Annotated in this window: 24 protein-coding genes; 7 read left to right on the top strand and 17 right to left on the bottom strand. The window is 67.0% G+C overall.

Annotated elements, in window-relative coordinates; genetic code table 11:
- Positions 1 to 5: 5 nt before the first annotated feature.
- Entirely contained in the window at positions 6 to 242 is a 237-nt protein-coding gene (locus ACZK5G_RS19010) for a hypothetical protein (protein WP_049429401.1), read from the bottom strand.
- A gap of 106 nt (positions 243 to 348) precedes the next feature.
- Positions 349 to 2334: a transglycosylase SLT domain-containing protein gene (locus ACZK5G_RS19005; RefSeq protein WP_478466534.1), complete on the bottom strand. Its 1986-nt coding sequence runs from the start codon at positions 2332 to 2334 to the stop codon at positions 349 to 351.
- A gap of 151 nt (positions 2335 to 2485) precedes the next feature.
- Here ACZK5G_RS19005 and ACZK5G_RS19000 point away from each other — a divergent pair, with 151 nt between their 5' ends.
- A complete protein-coding gene (locus ACZK5G_RS19000; RefSeq protein WP_071229521.1) occupies positions 2486 to 2893 on the top strand; it encodes an ExbD/TolR family protein in 408 nt (135 codons plus the stop codon).
- A gap of 9 nt (positions 2894 to 2902) precedes the next feature.
- Here ACZK5G_RS19000 and ACZK5G_RS18995 read toward each other — a convergent pair whose 3' ends face one another.
- Positions 2903 to 3505, bottom strand: a complete 603-nt coding sequence (locus ACZK5G_RS18995) for a hypothetical protein (RefSeq protein WP_478464410.1) — start codon at positions 3503 to 3505, stop codon at positions 2903 to 2905.
- Between the two features lie 102 nt (positions 3506 to 3607).
- Here ACZK5G_RS18995 and ACZK5G_RS18990 point away from each other — a divergent pair, with 102 nt between their 5' ends.
- The gene (locus ACZK5G_RS18990) at positions 3608 to 6469 is read left to right on the top strand and encodes a TonB-dependent receptor (protein ID WP_032128961.1); all 2862 of its coding nucleotides are present in this window, start codon (positions 3608 to 3610) and stop codon (positions 6467 to 6469) included.
- A 70-nt stretch (positions 6470 to 6539) separates the two neighbouring features.
- Here ACZK5G_RS18990 and ACZK5G_RS18985 read toward each other — a convergent pair whose 3' ends face one another.
- From ACZK5G_RS18985 to ACZK5G_RS18970, 4 genes are all read right to left on the bottom strand, one after another.
- The gene (locus ACZK5G_RS18985) at positions 6540 to 6974 is read right to left on the bottom strand and encodes a hypothetical protein (RefSeq protein WP_121504385.1); all 435 of its coding nucleotides are present in this window, start codon (positions 6972 to 6974) and stop codon (positions 6540 to 6542) included.
- A 171-nt stretch (positions 6975 to 7145) separates the two neighbouring features.
- Positions 7146 to 9290: a ferric-rhodotorulic acid/ferric-coprogen receptor FhuE gene (fhuE, locus tag ACZK5G_RS18980; RefSeq protein ID WP_032128963.1), complete on the bottom strand. Its 2145-nt coding sequence runs from the start codon at positions 9288 to 9290 to the stop codon at positions 7146 to 7148.
- A 174-nt stretch (positions 9291 to 9464) separates the two neighbouring features.
- Positions 9465 to 10016 (bottom strand): M23 family metallopeptidase, encoded by a 552-nt coding sequence (locus ACZK5G_RS18975; protein ID WP_071229523.1) that lies wholly within the window; start codon positions 10014 to 10016, stop codon positions 9465 to 9467.
- A 77-nt stretch (positions 10017 to 10093) separates the two neighbouring features.
- Positions 10094 to 10576 (bottom strand): Lrp/AsnC family transcriptional regulator, encoded by a 483-nt coding sequence (locus ACZK5G_RS18970; protein ID WP_049400468.1) that lies wholly within the window; start codon positions 10574 to 10576, stop codon positions 10094 to 10096.
- A 72-nt stretch (positions 10577 to 10648) separates the two neighbouring features.
- Between ACZK5G_RS18970 and ACZK5G_RS18965 the strand changes: the two genes are divergently transcribed.
- Positions 10649 to 11524: an EamA family transporter gene (locus tag ACZK5G_RS18965; RefSeq protein WP_032128972.1), complete on the top strand. Its 876-nt coding sequence runs from the start codon at positions 10649 to 10651 to the stop codon at positions 11522 to 11524.
- Between the two features lie 58 nt (positions 11525 to 11582).
- On the opposite strand, the gene ACZK5G_RS18960 is transcribed toward ACZK5G_RS18965, so the two are convergent.
- From ACZK5G_RS18960 to ACZK5G_RS18945, 4 genes are all read right to left on the bottom strand, one after another.
- Complete coding sequence (locus ACZK5G_RS18960) at positions 11583 to 12320, bottom strand: endonuclease/exonuclease/phosphatase family protein (RefSeq protein ID WP_005419292.1); 738 nt, start codon at positions 12318 to 12320, stop codon at positions 11583 to 11585.
- A gap of 53 nt (positions 12321 to 12373) precedes the next feature.
- Positions 12374 to 13204 (bottom strand): thiol:disulfide interchange protein DsbA/DsbL, encoded by an 831-nt coding sequence (locus ACZK5G_RS18955; protein ID WP_478464408.1) that lies wholly within the window; start codon positions 13202 to 13204, stop codon positions 12374 to 12376.
- A gap of 106 nt (positions 13205 to 13310) precedes the next feature.
- Complete coding sequence (locus ACZK5G_RS18950) at positions 13311 to 13961, bottom strand: thiol:disulfide interchange protein DsbA/DsbL (RefSeq protein ID WP_201117322.1); 651 nt, start codon at positions 13959 to 13961, stop codon at positions 13311 to 13313.
- Positions 13962 to 14067: 106 nt separating this feature from the next.
- A complete protein-coding gene (locus tag ACZK5G_RS18945) occupies positions 14068 to 14868 on the bottom strand; it encodes a c-type cytochrome (protein ID WP_478464406.1) in 801 nt (266 codons plus the stop codon).
- 156 nt (positions 14869 to 15024) lie between these two features.
- Between ACZK5G_RS18945 and yihA the strand changes: the two genes are divergently transcribed.
- Complete coding sequence (yihA, locus tag ACZK5G_RS18940) at positions 15025 to 15627, top strand: ribosome biogenesis GTP-binding protein YihA/YsxC (protein WP_049400464.1); 603 nt, start codon at positions 15025 to 15027, stop codon at positions 15625 to 15627.
- Between the two features lie 41 nt (positions 15628 to 15668).
- Positions 15669 to 16100, top strand: a complete 432-nt coding sequence (locus ACZK5G_RS18935; RefSeq protein ID WP_049400463.1) for a hypothetical protein — start codon at positions 15669 to 15671, stop codon at positions 16098 to 16100.
- Between the two features lie 65 nt (positions 16101 to 16165).
- On the opposite strand, the gene ACZK5G_RS18930 is transcribed toward ACZK5G_RS18935, so the two are convergent.
- The 3 genes from ACZK5G_RS18930 to ACZK5G_RS18920 all read right to left on the bottom strand — a co-directional run bounded on the left by ACZK5G_RS18930 (position 16166) and on the right by ACZK5G_RS18920 (position 19483).
- Positions 16166 to 17140, bottom strand: a complete 975-nt coding sequence (locus ACZK5G_RS18930) for an MBL fold metallo-hydrolase (RefSeq protein ID WP_478464403.1) — start codon at positions 17138 to 17140, stop codon at positions 16166 to 16168.
- An 817-nt stretch (positions 17141 to 17957) separates the two neighbouring features.
- Entirely contained in the window at positions 17958 to 18782 is an 825-nt protein-coding gene (locus ACZK5G_RS18925) for a helix-turn-helix transcriptional regulator (protein ID WP_478464401.1), read from the bottom strand.
- On the bottom strand, positions 18779 to 19483 hold the full coding sequence (locus tag ACZK5G_RS18920) for a VIT1/CCC1 transporter family protein (protein ID WP_478464400.1): 705 nt from the start codon (positions 19481 to 19483) through the stop codon (positions 18779 to 18781). The genes ACZK5G_RS18925 and ACZK5G_RS18920 overlap by 4 nt, the downstream gene beginning before the upstream one ends.
- Positions 19484 to 19635: 152 nt before the next feature.
- Between ACZK5G_RS18920 and ACZK5G_RS18915 the strand changes: the two genes are divergently transcribed.
- Entirely contained in the window at positions 19636 to 21000 is a 1365-nt protein-coding gene (locus ACZK5G_RS18915; RefSeq protein ID WP_032129893.1) for a glutamate--cysteine ligase, read from the top strand.
- 45 nt (positions 21001 to 21045) lie between these two features.
- Here the strand turns inward: ACZK5G_RS18915 and ACZK5G_RS18910 are convergent, their stop codons facing one another.
- From ACZK5G_RS18910 to ACZK5G_RS18900, 3 genes are all read right to left on the bottom strand, one after another.
- Positions 21046 to 21642 (bottom strand): GrpB family protein, encoded by a 597-nt coding sequence (locus ACZK5G_RS18910; RefSeq protein ID WP_478464398.1) that lies wholly within the window; start codon positions 21640 to 21642, stop codon positions 21046 to 21048.
- Positions 21643 to 21673: 31 nt separating this feature from the next.
- A complete protein-coding gene (locus ACZK5G_RS18905; protein WP_478464397.1) occupies positions 21674 to 22930 on the bottom strand; it encodes an NnrS family protein in 1257 nt (418 codons plus the stop codon).
- 157 nt (positions 22931 to 23087) lie between these two features.
- A complete protein-coding gene (locus ACZK5G_RS18900) occupies positions 23088 to 24146 on the bottom strand; it encodes an NAD(P)-dependent alcohol dehydrogenase (protein ID WP_478464396.1) in 1059 nt (352 codons plus the stop codon).
- A gap of 107 nt (positions 24147 to 24253) precedes the next feature.
- Between ACZK5G_RS18900 and ACZK5G_RS18895 the strand changes: the two genes are divergently transcribed.
- Positions 24254 to 25138, top strand: coding sequence for a LysR family transcriptional regulator (locus ACZK5G_RS18895; protein WP_121504392.1), 885 nt, complete (start codon positions 24254 to 24256; stop codon positions 25136 to 25138).
- The last annotated feature ends 50 nt before the right edge of the window (positions 25139 to 25188 follow it).

Genomic DNA, 25188 nt, shown 5'->3' with positions numbered 1-25188 from the left:
AGGAATCACGGCAGGCCGCGCCACTCCGGCACGAACAGGCCGGCCAGGAACCACAGGCCGTAGACGATCCACAGGCAGAGGAAGTACAGCTTGATCTGCGCTTCGTCCCACAGGCTGCCCCAGCTGTCGACGAAGGCCAGCGACTTCCAGCCTTCCATCCAGGCCGCGCCACCCCAGCGCAGCACCCAGGTGGCGAACAGGCTCCAGGCGGCGAATATCCCGATCCAGGCCAGCAGGCTCATCGCTTTCCCCTCCCCGGGAAACGGATGCCGGGTAGTGCCGGCCGCTGGCCGGCAACCCTTGGATAATGGCCGAAGCCGGCCAGCGGCCGGCACGACCGCAGTGCGATCAATCGCCGCCCTGGTCAGCGTTGGCGGCGCAGCTGAAGCTCTTGCGCTTGTCCACCAGGCGGCCCATCAGACGGTCGCTCAGAGGCAGCGCATCACCATTGAGGCGCCAGTCGTAGATCACGCTGAAGGCCAGCACGCGCGCGACGTACTCGCGGGTTTCCTTGTAGCTGATGGTCTCGATCCACAGGTCCGGGTCATAACCCGGGCGCTGGCCCTGCCAACGCGCGGTCGGGGTCGGGCCGGCGTTGTAGGCGGCGATGGTTACATACGGCAGGCCGTCGTACTTGTTCATCAGCTGGCGCAGGTACGCGGTACCGATTGCGATGTTGGTGTCCGGGTCGTACAGGCTGTCGGCGCCGCCGTAGCCGGTCAGGCCGATCGACTTGGCCACGCCGGCGCCGGTGGCCGGCAGCACCTGCATCAGGCCCATGGCGTTGGCAGGCGAGCGCGCGCGCGGGGTGAAGGTGCTCTCGGCGCGGATCTCTGCCGCCACCCAGGCCGGATCGATCGCGTTGCGTGCCGATTCGCGGCGGATGGTGGCGTCGTGGTGCAGCGGGAAGCGCAGGTCGTACAGGCGCTGTTCCTGCGGCTGCTTGCCGAGCGCGAACACGGCGCGGTCGAACCAGCCGTTGTCCTGCGCGACGCGTACCGCGAGGCGGCGCTGGGTGTCATCGAAGCGCGACAGCGCGCTGTTCCATTCGGCCACGGCCCAGCCGGCGCGGTCGATCTGGTACAGCGCCATCGCGCGCTGGATGGCCGGGTCGCGCGCGATCACCGCCTGTGCCTGCGCGCTGTCGTTCGGCTTCCAGGGGCACAGGGTATAGCCCTGTTGCAGCTTGTCGGCGGCCAGGAACCCGTGGAAGGTCGGTGCACGTGCCGCATCGCGGAACAGCGGCTGGGCCTGCTGGGCCTGGCCGGTCTTCTCCAGCATGCGGCCTTCGAAGTAGCGCCAGCGCGGGTCGCTGCGCTGCTTGCTGGCCATCTTGCGGATCGCGGTCAGCGCCGCCGGCCAGTCGCCGCGCGACATCGCTTCGCGCACGCGCCATTCGTGCAGGCGTTCGTCATACGCCGATTCGGGCACCGCGTTGAGGCGGCGCGCCGAATCGGGCAGGTAGGAGGCCACCGTCCACAGCGCGATCTGGTACAGCACCTGGCCCCGCTGGTCGGCACTCAGGCCGAGCGCCTGTGCGTACTGCGGCAGCTGCTGTTCGGTGGCGCCGGGGTCGGCCTTGGCCAGCTTGGCCAGGCCATCGGTGGCGATGCGTCGGCTGCGCTCGTTGCGCGGCCAGTTCAATGCGCTGGCATTGGGCTTGTCGACGAAGGCGGCGTAGCTGTTGGCCTGCGCCAGGTCCGCGGCGGGCAGGCCGCGTGCGGCGCTGCGCATCACGGCCGGCTGCTGTGCGTCGGCGGCGGCATCGATACGCTCCCAGCGCAGGGCGTCGCTCAGGCCGCCTTGTGCCTGCAGCACGGCGAATACCGCGTCGCAGCCGTCCGGCAGCGACTTGCCGTTCTTGCGCCACAGGTCCTGTGCCTCGCTGATCCACTGCGGATCGACCTTGCCCGTCACCTGGCGCGCGGTCAGCTGCGCACAGCGCAGGCCGGCATTGTCGGTGGGCGCCCAGTTGGCCAGCAGGGTCGGCCAGTCCTGGCGGCGTGCGACCGAGGGCAGCCACACGCTGCGGAAGGTGGTAGCCACGGCCTGGCCGTCGTAGCGCTTGAGGAAGGCCTGCGCCTGCGCGGTATCGACGGTGTCGATGTTGCGGCGCAGGTTGGCGTACTCCAGCCAGCCGTATGCAGGATGGCGGCTGAGTGCGGCGGCTTGGCCGGGATCGAACTGGCCGCGTTCGGCGGAAGCGATCGCGGCCTTCAGCTGCGCGTTCTGGGCGTCGAGGGACTGGGCATTGGCGCAGCCGATCAGCAGCGTGGTGGCCAAGGGCAGCAGGGACAGGGCGGTCGAAGAGCGTCGGGTCATGGCGGGCAGCATAGCGGGCAATGGCTGAATTCAGTTTCGCATTGCGTGCACGCGATGGGTCGGCAACGGCAGCTGAATGCTCGTGCTGCAGGCACTGCCTCGCGAGCCTGCGGGCGACGTAGTGTCGAGCTTGGGCGAACGGCCCGGCTGCAGGGAGCGGCACATGGCGTTCAGTAGCGCAGGAAGAAGCGGCCCGCTGGCGGACATCAATGTCACGCCACTGGTGGATGTGATGCTGGTGCTGTTGATCATCTTCATCGTGACCGCGCCGATCGTGGCCCGGCCGATAGCCGTGCAGTTGCCACAGGCCACCGATCGCGTGGTCGACCGTCCCGAACCGCCACCGCCGATCGAGCTGCGCCTGGACGCTGCCAACCAGCTCAGCTGGAATGGTCAGCCGATGGTGATCAGTGAGCTGCAGGCGCGCCTGCAGGCACAGGCGGGCGAACATGCCGGCAACCTGCCGGAGCTGCGTATCGCCACCGATCCGGCGGCCGAATACGAAGGCATGGCGAGGATTCTGGCCGCAGCCGAGGCGACCGGCATGGAGCGCATTGCGTTCGTGCGGTAGTGCGATGTCTCACTGCCGCTCATGCGGTGATTGCTGCATGAGCGGCGCTTCCCCTGCTGACAGCGTCGCATCCAGGATCCGCAGAAAGGCCATTTCAATCTGCGCTGGAACCGGGGTTGGATGTGCTCGCCACCTTCCGGTCCCAGGGGCACGTTCAACGTCGAAAGCAGTCAACTCGGCTCTCTCGAAATCCACCACAACCGTCAATCCCTCTCCCGAGGCCAAGGCCGCATCGTTGGGAGAAGGGCAGTTGTTGCACTCGATCACGCCGCCTGCTCTCGATTCGCCCGCCAGGGAAAAAAGCAGCGTCATCACCGTCGTGACACCCAGCACCGTACTCACCGCTTTCATGATCGGCCCTCCCGCGAATGGCTGGAGGTGCGAGTCTGCGCTGGATCGACTAGCGGCGCCTTCTGAAAGAGAGAATTTCAAACTATTCCTGAAACGGTCCGGCAAAGACCTTTTCCATGAATGTGGCAGCCCCCGGCGCGCGCTGTCGCAGCCGGCATCAAGGCTGCCTGTCGTGAACAATATCGTCCGGTCATAACCTGCAGCCATCTGACGCAATTGGCCTGCAATTGCGTCAATTTCGCGTGAAAGAGTGTCGATCATCACGCCGCGATTTTTACCACTTGTTTACAAAGGAGACGGCGCCGCCATGCAGGGAGGGAGTGCGGCAGCCCATGTCCCGACATTCCTTTGGAGAGAGAGCGAATGAATCACCTGCACCACCGCCCTTTGGCGGTTGCCGTCGCGCTGTGCGTGATGACCCTGGCACCGTTGGGTGCCGCTGCACAATCCACCACCAACCTCGATGCGGTGGAAGTCACCGGTACCCGCATCAAGCGCGCTGAAGTCGAAGGCCAGGTGCCGATCCAGACGCTGACCCGCGGTGATATCGAACGCACCGGCCTGACCTCGATCGGCGAAGTGCTGCAGCAGCTCACCGGTTCCGGTTCCGCGCTCAATGCCAAGTTCAATTCGTCCGGCAACTTCGGCTTCCCGCCCGATGGCAGTGGTGTAGGTGCTGGCTCGGCGCAGGTGGACCTGCGCCATCTGGGCGCCAAGCGCGTGCTGGTGCTGGTTGACGGCATCCGCTGGGTCAATGAGTCGTCCGCCTCCGGTGTGGGCTCGGCCACCGACCTCAACACCATTCCGCTGGCCATCGTCGAGCGCATCGAAGTGCTCGAAGATGGCGCGTCGTCGCTGTATGGCTCCGATGCCATTGCCGGCGTGGTCAACATCATCACCCGTCGTGATTTCGATGGCGGCCAGGTGACCCTGAACTACGGCGAGTACAGCAAGGGCGATGGCACGCAGAAGGGCGTGGACCTGGCCTGGGGCAAGAGCGGCGACCGCTTCAGCCTGTTCCTCGGCGCCAGCTGGACCAAGCAGGATCCGGTGTTCGCCAAGGACCGCGAGCAGTCGCGCTTCCCGATTCCCGGCACCGGCCTGGCCTTCGGCAGCGGTGGCATTCCGCAGGGCCGTTTCATGTTCACCGACCCGAACACCGGTGCGGTGCAGAACATCGTGCCCAATACCGGCGTGAGCAACCCGCGCTACGACGGCAGTGCCGGCTGCGCGCGCACCGATGACTATCACTGCTTCACCAGTGCTGATCGCTTCAACTTCGCCGAATACAACATGGTGCTGACACCGTCGGAGCGTAAGGGCCTGTTCGGTCAGTTCCGCTTCGACATCACCGACAACGTGCAGTGGTACGTCAAGGCACTGGGCAACCGCCGTGAGTCGACCAACCAGGCCGGCCCCGAGCCGCTGTTCTTCGGCCCCGATGGCGCCACCGGCAATCCGCTGGCCGACAACATCACCGTGTCTGCGCTCAACCCGTACAACCCGTTCGGCTTCGACCTGGTCTCGGGTGACAACCTGAGCCTGATCGGTCGCCGTCCAGTAGAAGGCGGCGCGCGCGTGTTCAAGCAGGAAGTGGACACCACGTATTTCGCCACCGGCTTCGTCGGCAACTTCCAGGCGGCTGACCGCAGCTGGTACTGGGACGTCAACGGCATGTACAGCAAGAACAAGGCCGAACAGACCAACTACGGCAGCTACAACATCTACAACGTCAACATGGCGCTGGGCGATCCGTCCGTCTGTGCGGCGACGCCGGGCTGCGTGCCGCTGAACATCTTCGGCGGTGCCGGTTCGATCACTCCGGACATGCTGAAGTGGATCCAGCCGGTGGTGCGTGACCGCAGCCAGAACGAACTGAGCCTGTTCACCGCCAACCTGTCCAGCGACCTGTTCACGCTGCCGGCCGGCCCGGTGTCGTTCGCTACCGGCTTCGAGTATCGCAAGTACGAGGGTTCGTACCAGCCCGATCCGCTGACGGTGGCGGGCCACTACAACGGCGTGCCTTCGCAGCCGACGTCCGGCTCGTATGACGTCAACGAGGCCTATCTGGAGTTGAGCGTGCCGATCTTCGCCGACTCTTCATTCGGCAAGAAGCTGGACCTGAGCCTGGCCGGCCGCTATTCGGACTACTCCACCTTCGGTGGCGAGTTCACGCCCAAGTACGGCCTGCGCTGGCAGGTGACCGACGATTTCGTGCTGCGCACGACCTATGCCGAGGGCTTCCGTGCACCTTCGATCGGTGAGTTGTACGGTTCGGCCGCGCGTGCCGACCTGCAGTTGTTCGATCCATGCTCGGTGGGCCTGGGCGGTACGCCGCCGCGCGGCAGCGCCGCCAACTGTGCCGCGCTGGGCGTGCCGGCCGGCTTCCAGCAGGCCAACTCGCAGATCTCGGTGACCACCGGCGGCAACCGCGAGCTGGATCCGGAGCGCTCGCGCAGTTTCAGTGCCGGTTTCGTGTGGAGCCCGTGGTTTGGCAACAACACCTCGTGGTCCGAGCGCTTCGACGTGGAGGTGACCTTCTATCGCCATGCCATCGATGGCGCGATCCAGGCAATCAACGCGCAGACCCAGCTGGACCTGTGCGTGGAAACGCTGGATCCGATCTACTGCGATGGCATCACGCGCGCCAATACCGGTGCAGTGAGCAGCTTCAACAACCGCCTGACCAATCTCGGCTCGATCAAGACCGATGGCTGGGACGTGGATCTGTTCTGGACGTTGCCGCAGAGCTCGATCGGCCAGTTCAAGCTGGGCTGGAAGAACACGTTCGTCGGCCGCTACGAGGCCACCGGTGCGGCGGGCCAGAAGCAGCCGCAGAAGCCGGGCGTGGAAGTGGCCGACAGCTCGATTCCGGAATGGACCAGCAATGCCAGCATCGGCTGGACGCTGGACCGCTGGAGTGCCAACTGGACCGTTCGGCATATCTCCGAATTGACCGAGAACTGCGGTGACGCCTCTGTATTCCCGGTCTGCAGCAACCAGGCCGCAGGCACCAATACGCTGTCGGCTACCACCTTCCATGACATGCAGGTGGGCTACAAGATCGACTGGATGAAGGGGCTGCAGCTGACCGCTGGCCTGAACAACGTGTTCGACAAGGATCCGCCGATCTGCCTGTCGTGCTCGTTGAACGGTTACGACGCTTCGACCTACGACATCCCGCGTGGCCGCTACTGGTACCTGCGCGCGGACCTGCGTTTCTGATGAAGGGACGGCGCCGGGCTCCGCCCGGCGCCGTTGCAGCGTCGAGCCATGCTCGACTCCATGAAGGTGGTCAATCCGGAATGTCCTGTTCCGGGTCATCCTGTTCAAGGCTGGCACGGCGGAACGCGGTGCGTGCCCATCCCAGTCCGGCCACGATCATCATCGGCCCGACCGCGAAGGCGGGCAGTGAGGGGATGCGGAACTGTGGCAGCGTTTGGACCAGCAGGTTGTACAGGATCCAGGCCACCAGGATCAGGCCGATCCCCGCGCACAACAGTCCGAACAGCACCTGTGGAATGCCCATTGCCAATCCCAGCGCGCGCTCGGAGCGGGTGGGAGTGGGGATGGCGCGCAGTTCACGGCCCAGATCGAACCAGAACAGGATCGCTGCGGGCAGGCCGATCAGCAGAAGCAGGATGAAGTAGCCATTGCCTGTAGCGACCATCAGCGGCAGCGAAGAGAACAGGGCCACGAGCGATAGACCGAGTTTCGTGCGGGTGCGCATGGCCGGTCGTCCTGGAGGGGGAAGGCGCGAGGTATCCGTCTGCGCGACGCTACACCTGCAAGGGCAGCGCGGCAACGGGGGCGCTGGGCGCCCCCGTTGTGGTGTCGAGCCGTGCTCGACGACCCCGTGTGATCGAGTCGAGCATGGCTCGACGCTACAAGGCCGGTTGGATCAGAACGCCCAGGTGAACGTCAGCGAGCCATTGCGGCCGTCGCCGTAGGCACCGTAGCCGGTGATCTGCGAGTAGTACTTCTTGTCCAGCAGGTTGTTGAGGTTGGCCTGCACGCTGAACTCCGGCGAGATGCGGTAGCGCACGAAGGCACTGACCAGCGCGTAGCCTTCCTGTTCGAAGCGGCCCACTACCGGCGCAGCGTAGTAGATGCGGTTCTGCCAGTTGGCACCGCCGCCGACGGTCAGTTCCTGCAGCGATTGCGGGGTGTAGCTGGTGAACAGCTTCAGCGCGGTCTGCGGCAGGTTGGTGTTGATGTCGGCGCCGTTGATGTCCTTGGCCACGTAACGTGAAGCACCGAAGGTCGCGTTCCAGCCCGGTGCCAGTTCGCCGTTCACTTCGAACTCGAAGCCGCGGCTGACGGTGCCACGTGCAGCGATGTAGGCGGTCTCGTTCATTTGCCCGTCGACCTTGTCCATGGTTTCCTGGCCAACGTTGTCCTGCTCGATGCGGAACACTGCCACGGATGCATTCAGCCGGTTGTCGAACCACGCGCCCTTGACGCCGACTTCGTAGCTCTTGCCATCGACCGGATCGAGGTAGCTGCCCTGCTTGTTGCGCAGCGTCTGCGGCTGGAAGATCTCGGTATAGCTGGCGTAGGCGGAGTAGGTATCGTTGATGTCGTAGACCAGGCCGGCATACGGCGTGGTCACTTTGTGCGAGCGGTCGTTGCCTTCGTCTTCGCTCTTCCAGTCGGTGTAGCGCGCACCGATGATCAGCTTCAGTGGATCGGCCAGCGACAGGCGTGCGGCGGCATAGCCGGCCTTTTGGGTGATGGTGCCCTGGCTGGCAAGCTTCAGCGGTCGCCAGTTCGGCTGCGGGAAATCACCGGTCCAGCCGAAGTAGCTGGCCAGCGGCAGGTACTGTGCATTCGGATCGTTGAAGTCAGGCTGGAAATCACCATAGTTGGCGAACTCACGCTTGTTGTAGCTCAGGCCGGCCATGAACTGGTGTTCGCGTCCGAACAGCTGGAACGGCCCATCGATGTAGCCATCGATGCCATCAACCTTGCGCTCGGTGTTGTAGAAGCCGGCCATCGGCGTGATGCCGGCGCCCGTGGTCTTGTTGAACGCGGTGTAGGCCGGATAGAACAGCTTGTCGTCGGCCTTGGTGCGGTCGTGGGTGGCGCCGATCTTGAACTTCCAGCCGTTGCTGAAGGCATGCTGCAGGGTGGCGAACGCACGCTTGCTGGTGGTGTCCCAGTAGGTCCAGTCCGGCGACGGATTGAACGAGGTCGGATAGTTGGTCGGGCTGCCATCGGCGTACCACATCGGGAAGCCGCCCCAGGTCGCGCCGTTGGCGCGCTTCTGCTGGTAGTCGTAGCCCACGCTGAGCTGCGTGTCCGGGGTCAGGTCGGCGTCGATGACGGCATAACCCAGCGTCTTGCGCTGGTTGTAGCGGTCCATCTGGCCATCGGTGTCCAGGTAGCTGCCGATCACCCGGCCGCGCACCGTGCCACTGGCGTTCAGCGCCGTGCCCACGTCCACGGTGGTGCGTGTGCGGCCCCAACTGCCGACGTTCACCGAGATGCTGCCGGTCAGTTCTGCGCTGTCGGCGTGTTTCCGGATGAGGTTCACCGAGGCGGACGGATTGCCGGCACCGCTGAGCAGGCCGGTAGCGCCGCGTACCACTTCCACGCGGTCGTACAGCGCAAGATCGAGGCCGGAATCGCCGTAGCTCCAGTTCTGCACCATCTGCGTCGGCAGGCCATCGAACTGGTAGGCATCGATGTAGAAGCCACGCGCGTAGAACTCGGTGCGCTCGCTGTCGGACTGGGTGCTGGTCACGCCGGTGGTGTTGGCCAGCACGTCGATGATGTCGTCCAGCTTCTGATCTTCGATGCGCTGGTGGCTGATGATGCTGACCGACTGCGGGATCTCGCGCGGTGCCAGATCGAAGCGGGTACCGGCCGAGGTGCGGCGCACCGAATAGCCTTCGGCACGTTCGCCCTTGACCACCACCTTGTCCAGCGTGGTCGGATCGGCGGCGGTGTCGGCGAAGGCGGCCGGGGCCACGGCGCAGAGAACGGCAAGCACGGCAACGGACAGCCGCTGCGGCTGCAGGGTACGGAAGGCGGGACGGGTCATGGGGGTCCTGGGGACGAGCACGCGCGTTCGGCCGGCATCCAGGAGGCGAGGCGCTACGGGTAGGGGAAGGGCGGGCAGGCCGTCCTGGCACCACCGGAAACGAAAGAAATGGTAATACGAACTATTCCTATTTACAAATCATGAACGGTTCGGTGCGCGGGTGCGCCGTGGCGATCAGCGCAGCAACGGCAACGGGTTGCGGGGGCCGTTCGTGCCGTAGATGCCCCAGTGCAGATGCGGCGGCGTGCCCTTGGCATTGCCGCTGTCGCCCACGTGGCCGAGCAGGTCACCGGCCTGCACCACCTGGCCGCGCGCCAGGCCCTCGGCCCAGCCTTCCAGATGCGCGTAGTAGTAGCGTTCCCGCCCGGGCCCGATCACCCAGACCTGGCGACCACCGAGGCCGCGTTCGCTGACATCCGCGATGACGCCGGCAGTGACGCTGCGCACCGGCGTGCCGCGCTGGGCGAAGATATCGATGCCGGCGTGGGAGCGGTCGCGGCCGCGCGGCGCGCCGAAGGTATCGGCGATCTGGCGGGGGCGCACACCCTCCACCGGCACCGGGAGTTCGGTGGCCGGCGGCATCTGCGCGAGTGTCCACAGCATCTTTGGTGCGGCGGCCCAGGGACTGTTCCACAGCGCCATCGCGGCAACGACGGCAATGGCCAGCCACAGACCGCGCAGCAGCCAGCGGCGCAGGCGACCGGCAGGAGAGGACGGAGTGCTCATGGTCTCCGACTGTAGCGTCGAGCCATGCTCGACGGCTGTTGCTCTGCAGTAAAAGCGCAGTCGAGCATGGCTCGACGCTACAGAACCGGTGCCAGCGGGACCTCGAAACTTCGCTTCAAGGTGCCCAGTGCCACCGAGGTACGGAAGCGCTCGATGTTGTCATCGCCACCGAACAAGCGCTCGGTGATCGCCTCGTACTCCTCCATCGACGCCGCCGAAAGCAACAGCAGGAAATCGCCATCGCCGGTGATCGAGTAGCACTGCTGCACGGCCGGGTCGTCCTGTACGCGGCGCTTGAACGGCGCCACCCGCTCGCGCTGCTCGCTGACCACGCGCACCTCGACGATGATGGTCAGCGGCCGCCCGACCTTGGCGGCGGCGACCACCGCTACATTGGCCGCGATCACGCCGCTGTCCTGCAGGCGCTTGATGCGGCGCTGCACGGCCGGGGTGGACAGGTGCACGGCCTCGGCGATTTCGCGCTGCGGCAGGGTGTTGTCCCGCTGCAGCAGGTCGAGGATGGCGCGGTCGAAGCTGTCGAGCACGGGGGCGGTGGCCATGGCGAGCAGAAGTTGCACGAACGGGCTGTCAATTGAGCCAAGTGCTCGGCGCCGGCGCAATAGACTTTGCGCATGCAGACCTCACGACTCGCGCCGATGTTGCCGGCGCTGGCGGTGCTCGGCTCGGTCACCTCGCTGGCCATCGGCACCTCCTACGCAAAACACCTGTTCCCGCTGATCGGTGCCCAGGGCACCAGCGCGCTGCGCGTGGGCTTTTCGGCGCTGTTGCTGCTGCTGTTCTGGCGGCCATGGCGCTGGAAGACCAGCCGCGTGGATGCGATCACCATCCTGCGCTACGGGCTCACCCTGGGCCTGATGAACCTGCTGTTCTACATGGCCCTGCGCACGATTCCCTTCGGCATCGCGGTGGCCATCGAGTTCACCGGGCCGCTGACGGTGGCGATGCTGTCATCACGGCGACCGATCGACTTCCTGTGGGTGGGCTGCGCGGCGGTGGGGCTGCTGTTGCTGTTGCCGATCGGTGGCGGCCCGGCGCTGGATCCGGCCGGCGTGCTGTATGCCATGGGTGCGGCGGCGTGCTGGGGCCTGTACATCGTGTTCGGCAAGCGTGCCGGCCATCTGCACGCCGGGCATTCGGTGTCGCTGGGGCTGCTGGCGGCGTCGCTGGTGGTGGTGCCGGTGGGCGTGGTGCATGCCGGCGCCGCACTGCTCGATCCGAAGATCCTGGCCGCTGGCCTGCTGGTGGCGTTGGTGTCCAGCGCGATCCCGATGTCGCTGGAGATGATGGCGCTCAAGCGCCTGCCCAAGGAGACCTTCGGCATCCTGATCAGCATGGAGCCGGCAGTAGCCGCGCTGTGGGCGATGCTGCTGCTGCACGAGCACCTGCATGGATTGCAGTGGCTGGCGATCGGCTGCACGGTGCTGGCCTCGGTGGGCAGCACGATGACCGCGCGGCGGCTGAAGGTGCCGGTGGTGCAGGCGGGGTAGCGCCGGGCCATGCCCGGCGGAGAGCGTGCCAACCAAGGTTGGCACCCACCAGGAGCGGTCAGCGCAGGGCGTCCGCCGGGACGTCGATCTGCATCGCCAGGGCGAGGTGATCGGAGAACGCGGCCGGTACGGCTTCCACGGTGCGGGTCTGCAGGCCGCTGCTGACCAGGATGTGGTCGATGGCGCGATCGGGGCGCCAGCTGGGGAAGGTCGGCACGATGCAGCCCGGTGGTTGCAGGCGGGTCTTCTGGTACAGCACCTGCATTTCCGGGCGTTCTGCCAGGCAGTTGAAGTCGCCCATCAGCACCGCATTGGGATGGTCGGACAGCAGCTCGGCGATGAAGCCCAGCTGCGACATCCGCGAACCCGCGCCCAGCGACAGATGGGCTACCGCTACCGCCAGGCCATCGGCGCCGTCGCCGAACTTGGCCAGCAGCACGCCGCGCCCGCCGATGCGGCCGGGCAGGGCGTGATCCTGCACTTCCACCGGTTCCAGCTTGCTCAGCAGGCCGTTGGCGCTGGAGGCGACCCCGCCCATGCGCCGGTTCGGCTGGTGGCTCCAGTAGTTGAAGCCGGCACGCTGGGCCAGGTAGTGGGTCTGGTTGGTGAAGCCCGAGCGCAGGCTGCCCGGGTCGGCCTCCTGCAGGCCGACGATGTCATGTTCGCGCGCCAGGGTGGCGATCGCGTCCAGGCTGCTGCGCTTGCGGCCCGCCGGCAGCGCATGTGACCAGCTGCGGGTCACATAGTCGCTGTAGCGGCGGGTACTTGAGCCGGCCTGGATGTTGGCCGTCAGCAAGCGCAGGGTCCGTGTACGGGGGGAATTCACGGCCGGGAAACGCTTCTCTTGGATCAGTGAGCCTGGGCCGCACCGCGTTCGCGGGCGATCAGGTGGTCGGCAATGCGCAGCATGTCCGGGAAGCTCTTGCCCTTCACCAGGTACTTGCCGTTGACGATGATCGACGGGGTGCCGCTGATCTGGCTGCGCTGGGCGAACTGCTTGGCCGAGTTGGTCTTGGCATTCACCGCGAAGCTGCCCATGGTGGCGGCGAACTGCTTCGGATCCACGCCGTAGGCACCGTAGAACTTGGCGATGTCGTCAACCGAATCGGTGCCGCGCTCGCCCTTCAGGGTCTTCTGCGAATGGATGGCAGCGTACAGGGCTTCGTGGGTCTTCTCCTGCACGCCCAGGGTCTGCGCGGCGTAGAAGGCACGGGCGTAGTTGTCCCAGGTACCGCCGAACATGGCCGGCACGTAGACGAAGTTCACGTCGCTCGGCAGGCCGGCCTTCCACGGGCCGACCAGCGGCTGGAACGCGGCGCAGGCCGGGCAGACATAGCCGAAGATCTCGGTCACTTCGATCTTGCCGGCGGCCGGCTGGAACGGCTGGCCGTTCGGGATCACCTGGTAGTCGGCGCCTTCCACCGGGGCCGGGCCGGTCAGTGCGGTGGTGGTCGGGGCCGGTGCAGCGGCCGGGGCGGATTCAGCCGCGGCCTTCTCGCCTTCGGCAGCGGCCGGGGCGGCGCCTTCGGTACCCGCTGCCGGAGCGGCCGGTTCGGTGGTCGCCGGAGCTGCAGCCGGTTCGGCCGGGGCCGCGGTGGTGTTGGTGCTGCCGTCGTCGGCCTTGCAGGCCGCCAGGATCGGCAGCAGCGCTGCGAGGGCGAGGGTGTAACGGATCTTCATGGAAACGTCTCCAGCATCTGGAAAGGTGGGGCCGGCGTCATGCGCCGGCCAGGGGGAAATGATGACACGCGGCGGCGACAGCGCCGTGTCGGTGGTGGGTGTTGGTTCAGCGGCCGCGGGCGGCGCGGGCCTGGGCGATCAGCGCCGAGGCGATGCGCAGCTGGTCGTCGAAGCTGTCGCCACGGACCAGGTACTGGCCGTTGATGATCAGCGCCGGGGTCCCGGGGATCTTGGTGCGCTGGGCGAACGCGCGGGCGGCATCGACCTTCTTCTGTACGGCATCGCCGCGCAGGGCCTGCAGGTAACGGTCCGGGGTCACGCCGTAGGCCTTGTAGAAGGTGGCGAGCTCATCGGCCGAGACGTTCTGCATCGGCAGCGAGCCGTCCTGGTGCAGTGCCTTGAACACGGCGGCATGGCTGCGCTTGGCCACGCCGACTTCGTCGGCGGCGTAGTAGGCCAGTGCCCAGGCATCCCAGGCGCCGCCGAAGGCTGCCGGTACCGGAGTGAAGCGCACATCGGCCGGCAGCTTGGCTGCCCAGGCTTCCAGCTGCGGTTCGAAACGGGCGCAGTGTGGGCAGGTGTAGCCGAAGACCTCGACCACCTCGATCTTGCCGGCCAGCGGCTGGAACGGGCCCGGCTGGGCGATGCGCTCGTAGTCCTTGCCTTCGACCAGCGGGGCATTGGCGGGGGTGGCGGCGCAGGCTACCAGCGGCAGCAGCACCAGCAAAGACAACAGCAGGCGGGAAATCAACCTCATCGACACGCATCTCCGTTGAAAAAAGCAACGCCGGCGCGGTCGCCGGCGTGAAGGAAACATACCGCAGCCGCGGGCCGGCGTGGCGACCCGGGCCGACCAGTGGTGGTCAGGGGGCGGCAGCCGGTTGTGCCGGCGCGGTGGCAACGGCCATGTCGTCGGCCTTGTTGTGCAGGCCCTGCAGGTAGCTCGACAGCGCCTGCACCTCCTGCTCGCTCAGCTTCTGCGCAACCGCAGCCATGATCTGGAAGTGCGCCTTGTCGGTTTCGTTGGTCTGGCCAGCCTGGTATTCCTGCAGGCGGCGCGCGACATAGCTGGCGTGCTGGCCACCGATGTGCGGATAGGCCGGCCCCGGATTACCGGCGCCGCTGGGGCCGTGGCAGGCCATGCAGGCCGGCAGGCCACGCTTGGCATCGCCGCCACGGTACAGCTGCTGGCCGATCTCGTAGAACTTCATGCCCTTGTAGGGGCCGTCGGTGACCGCCGTGTCATCGGCGATGCCGGCAGTGGCCTTCTGCGTGGCGAAGAACGCGCCGATGTCGCGCATGTCCTGCGGGGTGAGGTTCTGCACGAACGGCACCATCGCCACCGCCGCGCCGGAGCTGCGCTGCCCGTTGGCGATCAGGGCCATCTGCTGGGCGACGTAGCGTTCGCTCTGGCCGGCGATGGACGGGTACATCTCCACCGTGGAATTGCCGTCGGCGCCATGGCAGGCCGCGCAGGCCGAGGCCTTGGTCTGGCCGGCCTTGGCATCGCCCCAGTGGGTCTTGCTGAAATCGACCTCCAGCGAGGCGGTGTTGATCGGCCCGTTGTCGGGCAGCGGGGTCAACGTGGTCTGCGCGAACGCAGCGGCGGCAACGACTACGGCAGTGGCAAGGGCGGATACGGCAAGAACGCGAGCGTGGCGCATGCTAAAGCTCCGTATGGACCGGGCCGGGCGGTGGCCGCCGGCATCGCCCGGATTATCAACGCCGTTTCCGCGCACGGTCAACGCAGCAGTGCAGCAAAATGCCCGCAAAGGCCGCCGGCACGGGCGCGCGGCGCCGCAACATGCGATCCTAGGCACATGTCATTGCTCATCGAACGCGCCCGTTACCACCTTTCGGCCCATAACGTGCGGCAGCTGCCGCCCGACGAAGGGGCCGAAGTGGCCTTCGCCGGCCGCTCCAACGCCGGCAAGTCCAGTGCGCTCAACGCGCTGACCCGCCAGAACGCCCTGGCCCGTGTCTCCAAGACGCCCGGCCGCACCCAGCAGCTGGTGTTCTTCCAGGTCACCCCGGAAGCCCATCTGGTCGATCTGCCCGGTTACGGTTACGCCAAGGTGCCGCTGGACCTGCAGGCGCACTGGCAGGCCTTCATCGACAGGTATTTCCGCACCCGCGAAGCCCTCAAGGGCCTGGTGGTGGTGATGGATATCCGCCACCCGCTGAAGGACTACGACCGGCAGATGCTGGCCTATGCCGTGCAGCGTGGCCTGCCGGCGCATGCGTTGCTGACCAAGGCCGACAAGCTGAGCCGCAGCCAGCAGATGCAGACCCTGCAGAAGGTGCGCAAGGAGCTGCAGTCGGCATACGGCGACAGCGTCAGCGTGCAGGTGTTCTCCGGCGAAGACCGTACCGGCGTGGACGAAGCCCGCGGCGTGATCGGCGGCTGGCTGGGGCTGGAGTAAGGCGGCCTGCGGTCGGCCTGCCTTTTCGTCGGGGTGTACGGATGGAAGGATTTGCTGCAACGCTCTGGCAATGGCACGGGGCGGGTGACGGTGCTCGCGTCGAAGCGGCCTGCACCTTGCTCTCTGCCCTCGATTTCCTCCAGCAGGACGCATTGGGCCAAGCCGCAAGGCTGCCGCAGTGTCTTGCCTGTGAGGTCCAGTCATCGGTCCTGATGCCTCTGGTGGTCGTCATGGACGGTCTGGCCGATCAGGTGCCGCCATTGGGCCAGCAGGCGCTGCTGAGGCTTCGCGCATCCTGCGCTGAGCTCGATGCGACCTCGCTCAACTGTTCTGATTCCCGGATCTTCGAACACGCGCAGTGGCAGGCGATCCGTATGGACGCGCGGCAAGCGGGTTCGTACTTGGCGTTGCAGGAACTGCTGCCGTACCTGGACGAACTACGAGACGCGCCGCGTCTGGCACCCGGCCGCTAGGGCCGGGCATGACCCGGCCCTAGCGGTCTGCTTCCGGGTAGTGCCGGCCACTGGTCGGCAATACCTCATTTCAACGGCGAGTACTCCGCCGGCACCCACGCATAGGCCTTGCCCTCGCCACGCACATGGCCCAGACCGGGGAACGGCAGGTGCGCACCGGCCACCCACCAACCGTTGGCGGTGGCCTGCTGCAGCAGGCCGCGACGGCTGGCGATGGCCGCCTTGCGGTCCGAATCGGCCTCGAAGGCCGCCTCCGGGTGCGCGAACTGCACTGCGTGGAAGTGCAGCACATCACCCCACACCAGTAGCGACTGGCCCTGGCTGTCGAACCGGTAGGAGACATGGCCGGGCGTATGGCCATGGGTGTCCATCGCCACCGCGCCACCGGGCAGGGCATCGCCGGGACTGAAGGTGCGCAGGTGGCCGCTGGCCTGATAGGGCGCTACCGCGTTGCGCGCCAGCGGGAAGGCAAAGCGCACGCCCTTCGGCGCGGTGGCCTCGCTGGCCGGGTTGAGCCAGTAGTCGGCATCGGCCTTGGACAGCCACACCGTGGCATTCGGGTAGGCCGGCTTGCCCTGCGCGTCGAGCACGCCGCACAGATGGTCCGGATGGGCGTGGGTCAGCAGCACCTCATCCACCTCGGCCGGGTCCACGCCGGAGGCGCGCAGGTTGCCCAGCACCTGGCCCAGGCCGGGGCCGAAGCACTGCGCGGTACCGGTATCGACCAGGGTCAGGTGGTTGCCCTGGCGCACCAGGAAAGCATTGATCGCGGTCTGCAGGCCCTTCTTGTCTTCGGGCACGTAACGGCCTTCCAGCAGGCGGCTGACCAGCGTCGGCGGCACGCCCACGACTTCCTGCCGGCCCAGCGCGACCACGCCATCGAACAGAGCGGTGACCTGCAGCGCACCGACGCGCTGGTGGTAGACGCCGGGGACCTGCTGGGTGGGGGCAGGCGACGTGGTTTCGGCCAGCGCGGCCAGTGGCAGGGATGACAGGGCCAACAGCAGGGCGTGGTGCAGCGGCAGGGGACGCAGGGACATGATGGTTCTCGGTGGACGACGGGTGGTTCCGTTGCCGCATAGCGTGCCGTGGTCGACGTGTGTGCGGCGCTCAAACCACTACGCGGAATGCTCAGGGAGGGGTGTTGTCTGCAGGGCTGCGCCCTGCACCCGCAGAGGCAACGGCAACGGCCGAAGCAACAGCAACAGCGGGCTATCCGTGGGATGGCGGGGTGGGTCCGGTTGCGGGGGGCGCTGCAAGTCCCCCTCCGGGGCCCGGCCCAGCCGCTGGCGGCTGTGCGTTCGGGCGCTTGCGAAGCAGTGCTTCGCAAGCAAAGCGCCCTCACCCATGTAAGCTCGGTCGCCGCTTGCTCGTGTGCGCATTCCTGCGCACACGGCAAGACCGGGGTTGGGCGTCCTGCCCAACCCGCCCGAGGCATGCCTCGGGCCCATGCGGCTCACGCCCCCGCAACCGGACCCACCCCGCCTTCGACAGTTTTCTGCGATCTGTTGGAACGACGTATTGCCCTGGTGGGGGTCGACCTTGGTCGACACGATAGATCCACGCAATGCGTGGATGATTCATTCGATATCTGACAGAAAAATCGTGTCGACCAAGGTCGACACCTACCAACAGCCGCGGAGATCTGTCAGAGGCGGGGTGGTGTGGGTGGGCAGGACCGTTGGCGCCATGGATGGCGCCATCGAGCCCCCATGGATGGGTTTACGGCGTGTCCTGCCCACCCACACCGCCCCGCCCCGCCTTCCCTCGGATAGCCGCTGTTGCTGTTGCTGTTGCTGTTGCTTCGGCCGTTGCCGTTGCCTCTGCGGGTGCAGGGCGCAGCCCTGCCGAACCCCTTCAAATGTCTGTGGGAGCCAGTCCGTATTGCTCGGCGAAGCGCTTGCTGAAACTCGCCGCAGACCGGTAGCCCGCGCGTGCAGCGACGGTCTTCAATGGCAGGTCCGTGGTGTAGAGCAGCTGCATGCCATGCGCCAGCCGGGCCTCGGTAAGCAGCTGGCGCAGGCTGGTGTCCTCGGCCGCAAGGCGACGGCGCAGGGTCGCGCCACTCACTGCGAACTGTTCTTCCACATCACGTGATTGCCAGTCGCGTGCCGGTTCGGCGGCGATGCGGTCGCGGATCTGTTCGCCCAGGCTCGGTGCCTGTGGCAGCAAGAGGTTGCCGTGGCCCTGCCGGCACAGGGTCAGCACCAGCGAGGCCAGGGCCAATCGTGCCTCGCTGTAACGGCCGTCCTGCAGCGATTGCCGCCACTGGCGCAGCACCGGGCCATGGTCGATCAAAGGCAGACGTGCCATCGCCTGGCCCGGCGCGGGAAGGTCCTCGCTCCACAGCGTGCGTGCGGCCGCCAGTACTTCGGCACACAGCGGCACGATGGCACTGAGGTAGCGGCCGGTCCCCGGGTCGGGGCTGTTGACCACATCGATGCGGCAGCGCTGGGTCAGCAACAGGATGTCGCCAGGGATGAATTCCAGCGACTGGTGCGCGGTGCGCACCTGCTTGCGGCCCTCCAGCAGGATCGCGAACTGCGGTTGCGGAATCTCCACCGAGCTGGCGCCATGCTCTTGGCGAGCGGTGATGCAGGCATAGCCTTCGGCGCGCTCACAGCCCGCCAGACTGGCCATCTCGGCCAGCAGTGCGGTGGCCGGGGGCAGCATGGCGGTCATGTCACGTGTGCGCCGAGCAGGCGACCGACGCCGGCGGCCGCGGCCATCGCCAACGCGCCCCAGAACATCACCCGGATCGCGCCGCGTACCGGCGGTGCGCCGCCGGCCTGGGCCGCCATCGCGCCGGTCAGGCACAGGCCGAGCAGGGTGCTGGCGGTGGTCATCATCGCGACCTTGTCGACCGGCGCGAGCAGCGCGGTCAGCACCGGCAGTGCCGCACCACAGGTGAAGGCGCCGGCCGAGGCCAGCGCTGCCTGCAGCGGGCGCGCGCGCAGGGTATCGATGATGCCCAGCTCGTCGCGTGCGTGGGCGCCCAGCGCATCGTGGGCGGTGAGCTGTTCGGCCACCTGCCGCGCCAGTGCCGGCTCCAGGCCGCGGTGGCGGTAGATCGCGGCCAGCTCTTCCAGCTCGCTGTGCGGATCTTCGTGCAGTTCGCGCTTTTCCATCGCCAGGTCGGCATCTTCGGTGTCGGCCTGGGTCTGCACGGAGACATACTCTCCAGCGGCCATCGACATCGCGCCGGCCACGGTGCCAGCCACGCCGGTGGCCAGAATGGTCGCCGCGGAGGCGCCGCTGGCGGCCACGCCGACCACCAGGCCGGCCACCGAGACGATGCCATCGTTGGCCCCCAGCACGGCGGCACGCAGCCAGCCGACGCGCTCGGAGCGGTGCAGTTCGGGGTGTCGTGAATGGCGGCTCATGGCCCCGAGTGTACGAGGGTCAAGAGGGCGTCGGTAGGATGCTGAAAACCGTCTCCGTCGCATGACGCAACGGGTCGCCACGCTATAGTGCGCCCTTGCGATGGAAGGCCCCGGGCCCCACATCCCCCGCCACTGTCCAGCGAGCCTTCCCCTTGTCGAGCCCCAGCCACGTCGCCGATACACCCATTACCGACCGCTCGCAGCTGGTGGAGGTGATCGCCTCCGGCGAGAAACCCCGCGCGCAGTGGCGCATCGGCACCGAGCACGAGAAGTTCGGGTTCCGCCTGGATGACCTGCGCCCGCCGACCTTTGAAGGCGAGCGCGGCATCGAAGCGCTGCTCAACGGCCTGGTCCGCTTCGGCTGGGAGCCGGTGCAGGAGAACGGCAACACCATCGCCCTGCTGCGCGATGGCGCCTCGGTGACGCTGGAACCTGCCGGTCAGTTGGAACTGTCCGGCGCGGCGCTGGAGACCATCCACCAGACCTGCGTGGAGACCGGCACCCATCTCAACGAAGTGGCACAGGTGGCCGGTGAGCTGCAGCTCGGCTTCCTCGGCATGGGCTTCCAGCCGAAATGGAAGCGCGATGAAATGCCGTGGATGCCGAAGGGCCGCTACAAGATCATGCGCGCCTACATGCCCAAGGTCGGCTCGCTGGGCCTGGACATGATGACCCGCACCTGCACGGTGCAGGTGAACCTGGACTACGCCACCGAAGCGGACATGGTGAAGAAGTTCCGCGTGTCGCTGGCGCTGCAGCCGATCGCCACCGCGCTGTTCGCCGATTCGCCGTTCACCGAAGGCAAGCCCAACGGCTACCTGAGCTACCGCTCGCACATCTGGACCGACACCGACGCCGACCGCACCGGCATGCTCGACTTCGTGTTCGAGGATGGCTTCGGTTACGAGCGCTATGTCGATTACCTGCTCGACGTGCCGATGTATTTCTCCTACCGCGATGGCATCTACCACGACGCCAGCGGGCAGAGCTTCCGCGATTTCATGCAGGCCAAGCTGCCGGTGCTGCCGGGCGCGCTGCCGACGCTGCGCGACTGGTCGGACCACATGACCACCGCGTTCCCGGAAGTGCGCCTGAAGAAGTACCTGGAAATGCGCGGTGCCGACGGTGGCCCGTGGAGCCGCTTGTGTGCGCTGCCGGCATTCTGGGTGGGCCTGTTGTACGACGACACCGCACTGGATGCGGCCTGGGACCTGGTACGTGATTTCACCCTGGCCGAGCGCCATGCACTGCGCGACGGCGTGCCGAAGCATGCGATGAACCTGCCGTTCCGCACTGGCAGCGTGCGCGACCTGGCCCGTGAAGCGGTGAAGATTTCCGTCGAAGGCCTCAAGCGCCGCGCGGCGCGCAATGCCGACGGCCAGGACGAGAGCAAGTTCCTGGACGTGCTGCAGGAGATCGTCGAGTCCGGCCTGACCCCGGCCGAACGCAAGCTGGCGCTGTTCCATGGCCGCTGGCACGGCGACGTCGATCCGGTGTTCCGCGAGTTCGCGTACTGACACTGTTCCGGCGGGTGCCAACTGGGGCCGGCACCTGCCGTTGCGTCACCACCCGCGCGCTGCGAACAGGCGCGCGTAGATGCAGCGAACCACATCCTGCTTGCTGCGGTTGTAGGCCTGCACGTTGGCATTGCCCTGCAGTGCTGCCTGCTTGGCCTGTGCATAGCGCCTGCGGTCATCTTCATGGCTGCGCAGCCAATCGCGGAACAAGCAGTGGCGGAGGTGCTCGGCGCAACCAGGTGCGAACACGTGCAGGTTCACGCGCGGCACGTGCAGTCGCAGCATGCGGTGCTGGTACCACGAGGGTTCGCGGATGGTAAGCACGTAGCCCAGTGCCTGCAGCGCTGGCAGCCAGGCCGCTTCGTCGGCGGGATCGGCAACCAGCAGGTCGATGTCCAGTACCGGTTTGGCCGGCAGGCCCGGCACCGCGGTGGAGCCGACATGTTCAATGCCCAGCGCGGTGTTGCCGAGTGTCGCCTGCAGCTGCGTGCGCTGCTGCTCGAACTGGTCGGCCCACAGCGTGGACCAGGGCACCACCTGCAGCGCTTCCGGCTGCGGCGCGCCGAGAACCCAGGGATTCTCCTCAGGGTCGCCATCGGCGAAGGTGGTGATTGCGGTGGGATCGAACGGGATATCGGACATGACCATCATGGTGCCATGCCCGGCGGTGATGTCAGCCCGGCTTGCCGTCGCGCCGTGGGCTCAGGTAGATCCAGCCCAGCCGTGCCACCCACGGTGCCAAGGCCAGCAACCAGCCGATGGCAGCGGCGAAATGCCACGCGTAGGCGTCGGGCATCAGCTCGGCGACGATGCGCATGATCGCCACCGCCTGCAGCGCGATGAACGCAAACCAGGCCACTGCCGGCATCACCAGCGGTCGGCCGGAATGGCCCTGGGTGACCCGGGTCACCATCGCCACCAGCAGGCTGCCGAACAGGCCCACGGCGAGGGCATGCAGCGGCGCGCGGCCGAGCAGTTGCGGATGGCCCAGCATCTGGCCGATGTCCTGCAGCAGATACAACGCGAAGCTGATCGGCAGCCACGCCAGTGCCAGGAACAGGGCCGCGAGCAGGCCCGGCATCGGCCCGCGTGGCCACCAGTGCCATAGCGCCTGCAGCGACAACATCAGCAGCGGCGCATCGGCCAGCCACAGCAGGTGGTCGACCTGCAACGCGCTCAACAGCAGGCGCAGCATCAGCAGCGCCCACATCGCAGCCAACCAGCGCAGCGGGCGCCACGCCACATAGCCATCCACCACGTTGTTGGCGAAGAACGGGATCATCCGGTGCGCGACGGTGAGGTAGACCGGTAGCAGCAGGCCGAAGGTGCCGAGTGCCACCGTGACTGGCATCAGCGTGGCGTGGCCGCGCCCCACCGCCATGAACAGCAGCAGCCCCAGCCAGCCCAGCAGCAGTGCGGCATAGCAGGCGCGCGCATGCCAGTTGCGGTTGGGACCGGCGGCCTTGAGCACGCGTCCCAGCACGATCAGTCCGGCGCTCCAGCCGGCCAGTGCCAGCAGCAGGCCGGGCCACAGCCCGGGTGTCCACCCGCAGGCGGCGGCAATCAGCAACGCCTGCCCACCAAACAGGCCGATGCCGACCGGCGCATAACGGCTGCGTGGCAGCTCCGGCTGTGCCATCCAGCGCGGGAACACGGTGAGCAGGAAGCCGAAGATGAAACTGGGCAGTACCAGGTACTGCATCAGCAGGGCGTGCAGCCATGCCGCAGGTAGGGGCGGCGGTTGTGGTGCCCACAGCCCGCGCAGCGCGCCCAGCCACAACGCCCACCACAGCATCGCCAGCAGCAGGTTGCTGGCGCCGATGAAGAACAGCAGCCGGTGCGGCGCACGCATCAGCATCGCGGGGGAGGGCAGGCGGGCCATGCGGCGAGTCTGCGCCCCGCGTGTGGCGCGGGCCTTGACCTTCGTCATGTCCGAGGGGGGAGGCAACCGCTTCGCTCGCCGGGCATGGCCCGGCGCTACCCGTCATCTTTCCGGTAGCGCCGGGCCATGCCCGGCGGACGGGCCGTGCAACGCAAACAAGAAACCCCGGCAGTGCCGGGGTTCTTCGTTCACAGTCGCCGATCGATCAGGCGGCGTTCTTCATCGTCGCCATGTCGATCACGAAGCGGTAGCGCACATCGTTCTTCGCCATGCGCTCCCAGGCTTCGTTGACGTTCTTGATGTCGATCATCTCGACATCGCTGACGATGCCGTGCTCGGCGCAGAAATCCATCATTTCCTGGGTTTCGGCCATGCCGCCGATCGCCGAGCCGGTCAGGTGCTTGCGGCCGAAGATCACGCTGCCGCCGGTCAGCGGCGGATCCAGTTCGGTCAGCACGCCGACCAGGCACATGGTGGCCTCGCGCTTGAGCAGGCCCATGTACGGGTTGGTGTCATGGCCAACCGGAATAGTGTTGAGCAGGAAGTCGAAGCTGCCGGCGTGCGCCTTCATCTGCGTGGCATCGCGCGAGACCAGCACTTCATCGGCGCCCAGGCGCTTGGCATCGGCACCCTTTTCCGGCGTGGTGGTGATCATCACCACGTGCGCGCCGAGGGCCTTGGCGAACTTCACGCCCATGTGGCCGAGGCCACCGAGGCCGATCACGCCGACCTTCTGGCCCGGGCCAACCTTCCAGTGGCGCAGCGGCGACCAGGTGGTGATGCCGGCACACAGCAGCGGCGCGGCTGCCTTGAGGTCGAGGGTGTCGGACACCTTCACCACGAAGCGCTGCTCGACCACCACGTGGTCGGAATAGCCGCCATACGTCGGCGCGCCGCTTTCGCGCTCACGGCCGTTGTAGGTCCAGGTCGCGCCTTCGGCGCAGTACTGCTCCAGGTCGTGCTCGCAGGCGTCGCAGTGGCGGCATGAGTCGACCATGCAGCCCACGCCGGCGTGGTCGCCCACCTTGAAGCGGGTGACGTTGCTGCCGACCTCGGTGACGCGGCCAATGATCTCGTGGCCCGGCACCATCGGGTAGATCGAGCCACCCCAGTCGTCGCGGGCCTGGTGCAGGTCGGAGTGGCAGATGCCGCTGTAGAGGATCTCGATACGTACATCGTCCGGGCCGACCGCGCGGCGTTCGAACTCGTAGGGGATCAGCGGGTCGGTATGTGAATGGGCGGCGTAACCACGGGCGAGGGACATGGGGAATCCTTGGCAGGGTTTGTCGAAAGGCGCTTTACAATACGCCCCGTACCCAGCGGCAAAAAGCCCGGATATCGGCATGATTCATCAAGTGAGACTGCACAATCATGGCCACTGACAATCTCTCCCACCTGGCCGCGTTCGCCGCAGTCGCCCGCCACCGCAGCTTCCGCCGTGCCGGCGCCGAGCTGGCGCTGTCGACCTCGGCGGTGAGTTATGCGATCCGCGCGCTGGAAGAACGGTTGGGCGTGGGCCTGTTCCATCGCACCACCCGCAGCGTGGCCCTGACCGAGGCCGGGCAGCGTCTGCTGGAGCGCCTGCAGCCGGCCTTGGGGCAGGTGCACGATGCGTTGGAGGAGATGAACCAGTTCCGTGCCGCACCGGCCGGCCTGCTGCGCATCAATGCCACCCGTGCGGCGGTGGCGACACAGCTGGGACCACGGCTGGCGCGCTTCCTGCACGCCCATCCCGACGTGCGGGTGGAGCTGACCGAGAACGACGGCCTGGTCGACATCGTCGCCGAGGGCTACGACGCCGGCGTGCGCCTGCACGAGTTCGTACCCGAGGACATGGTGGCAGTGCCGATGGGGCCACCACTGCGCGGGCTGATTGTCGGATCGCCGGACTACCTGCGCCGACGTCCGGCCCCGCAGCATCCGCGTGACCTGGCCATGCATGAGTGCATCCGCTTCCGCTTCGCCAGCGGGCATCTGTACAAGTGGCAGTTCGAGCGCGGTGGGCAGGCGCTGGAGATCGACGTGCCCGGACGGCTGACGCTGGGCGAGCAGGGCACCGTGGTCGGCGCGGTACTCGATGGCATCGGCCTGGCCTACGTGCTGGAAGACACCGCGCGGCCCTACATCGAATCGGGGCAGATGGTGGCGGTGCTGGAAGACTGGAGCGAGCCGTTCGCCGGCTTCGCGCTGTATTACCCGAAGCAGCGGCAGATGCCCGGTGCGCTGCGTGCGTTCGTGGATATGCTGCGCGAGTGAATCGCGGTGGATGGCGCAGTGCCGTCCAATGACCGACTCCAACGAGAGCT

The sequence above is a fragment of the Stenotrophomonas sp. 62841_Sma genome (assembly GCF_056482945.1).
The sequence above is the reverse complement of the archived record's forward strand: the minus strand, read 5'-3'. Positions and strand labels throughout refer to the sequence as shown.

Coding starts and splice junctions, on each gene's coding strand:
- ACZK5G_RS18905 (WP_478464397.1), bottom strand. CDS start 22,930: ATGACGAAGGTCAAGGCCCGCGCCACACGCGGGGCGCAGACTCGCCGC.
- fhuE (WP_032128963.1), bottom strand. CDS start 9,290: ATGACCCGTCCCGCCTTCCGTACCCTGCAGCCGCAGCGGCTGTCCGTT.
- ACZK5G_RS18990 (WP_032128961.1), top strand. CDS start 3,608: ATGAATCACCTGCACCACCGCCCTTTGGCGGTTGCCGTCGCGCTGTGC.
- yihA (WP_049400464.1), top strand. CDS start 15,025: ATGTCATTGCTCATCGAACGCGCCCGTTACCACCTTTCGGCCCATAAC.
- ACZK5G_RS18895 (WP_121504392.1), top strand. CDS start 24,254: ATGGCCACTGACAATCTCTCCCACCTGGCCGCGTTCGCCGCAGTCGCC.
- ACZK5G_RS19000 (WP_071229521.1), top strand. CDS start 2,486: ATGGCGTTCAGTAGCGCAGGAAGAAGCGGCCCGCTGGCGGACATCAAT.
- ACZK5G_RS19005 (WP_478466534.1), bottom strand. CDS start 2,334: ATGCTGCCCGCCATGACCCGACGCTCTTCGACCGCCCTGTCCCTGCTG.
- ACZK5G_RS19010 (WP_049429401.1), bottom strand. CDS start 242: ATGAGCCTGCTGGCCTGGATCGGGATATTCGCCGCCTGGAGCCTGTTC.
- ACZK5G_RS18950 (WP_201117322.1), bottom strand. CDS start 13,961: ATGAGGTTGATTTCCCGCCTGCTGTTGTCTTTGCTGGTGCTGCTGCCG.
- ACZK5G_RS18910 (WP_478464398.1), bottom strand. CDS start 21,642: ATGTCCGATATCCCGTTCGATCCCACCGCAATCACCACCTTCGCCGAT.
- ACZK5G_RS18975 (WP_071229523.1), bottom strand. CDS start 10,016: ATGAGCACTCCGTCCTCTCCTGCCGGTCGCCTGCGCCGCTGGCTGCTG.
- ACZK5G_RS18900 (WP_478464396.1), bottom strand. CDS start 24,146: ATGTCCCTCGCCCGTGGTTACGCCGCCCATTCACATACCGACCCGCTG.
- ACZK5G_RS18920 (WP_478464400.1), bottom strand. CDS start 19,483: ATGAGCCGCCATTCACGACACCCCGAACTGCACCGCTCCGAGCGCGTC.
- ACZK5G_RS18935 (WP_049400463.1), top strand. CDS start 15,669: ATGGAAGGATTTGCTGCAACGCTCTGGCAATGGCACGGGGCGGGTGAC.
- ACZK5G_RS18925 (WP_478464401.1), bottom strand. CDS start 18,782: ATGACCGCCATGCTGCCCCCGGCCACCGCACTGCTGGCCGAGATGGCC.
- ACZK5G_RS18970 (WP_049400468.1), bottom strand. CDS start 10,576: ATGGCCACCGCCCCCGTGCTCGACAGCTTCGACCGCGCCATCCTCGAC.
- ACZK5G_RS18955 (WP_478464408.1), bottom strand. CDS start 13,204: ATGAAGATCCGTTACACCCTCGCCCTCGCAGCGCTGCTGCCGATCCTG.
- ACZK5G_RS18945 (WP_478464406.1), bottom strand. CDS start 14,868: ATGCGCCACGCTCGCGTTCTTGCCGTATCCGCCCTTGCCACTGCCGTA.
- ACZK5G_RS18965 (WP_032128972.1), top strand. CDS start 10,649: ATGCAGACCTCACGACTCGCGCCGATGTTGCCGGCGCTGGCGGTGCTC.
- ACZK5G_RS18930 (WP_478464403.1), bottom strand. CDS start 17,140: ATGTCCCTGCGTCCCCTGCCGCTGCACCACGCCCTGCTGTTGGCCCTG.
- ACZK5G_RS18985 (WP_121504385.1), bottom strand. CDS start 6,974: ATGCGCACCCGCACGAAACTCGGTCTATCGCTCGTGGCCCTGTTCTCT.
- ACZK5G_RS18995 (WP_478464410.1), bottom strand. CDS start 3,505: ATGATCGACACTCTTTCACGCGAAATTGACGCAATTGCAGGCCAATTG.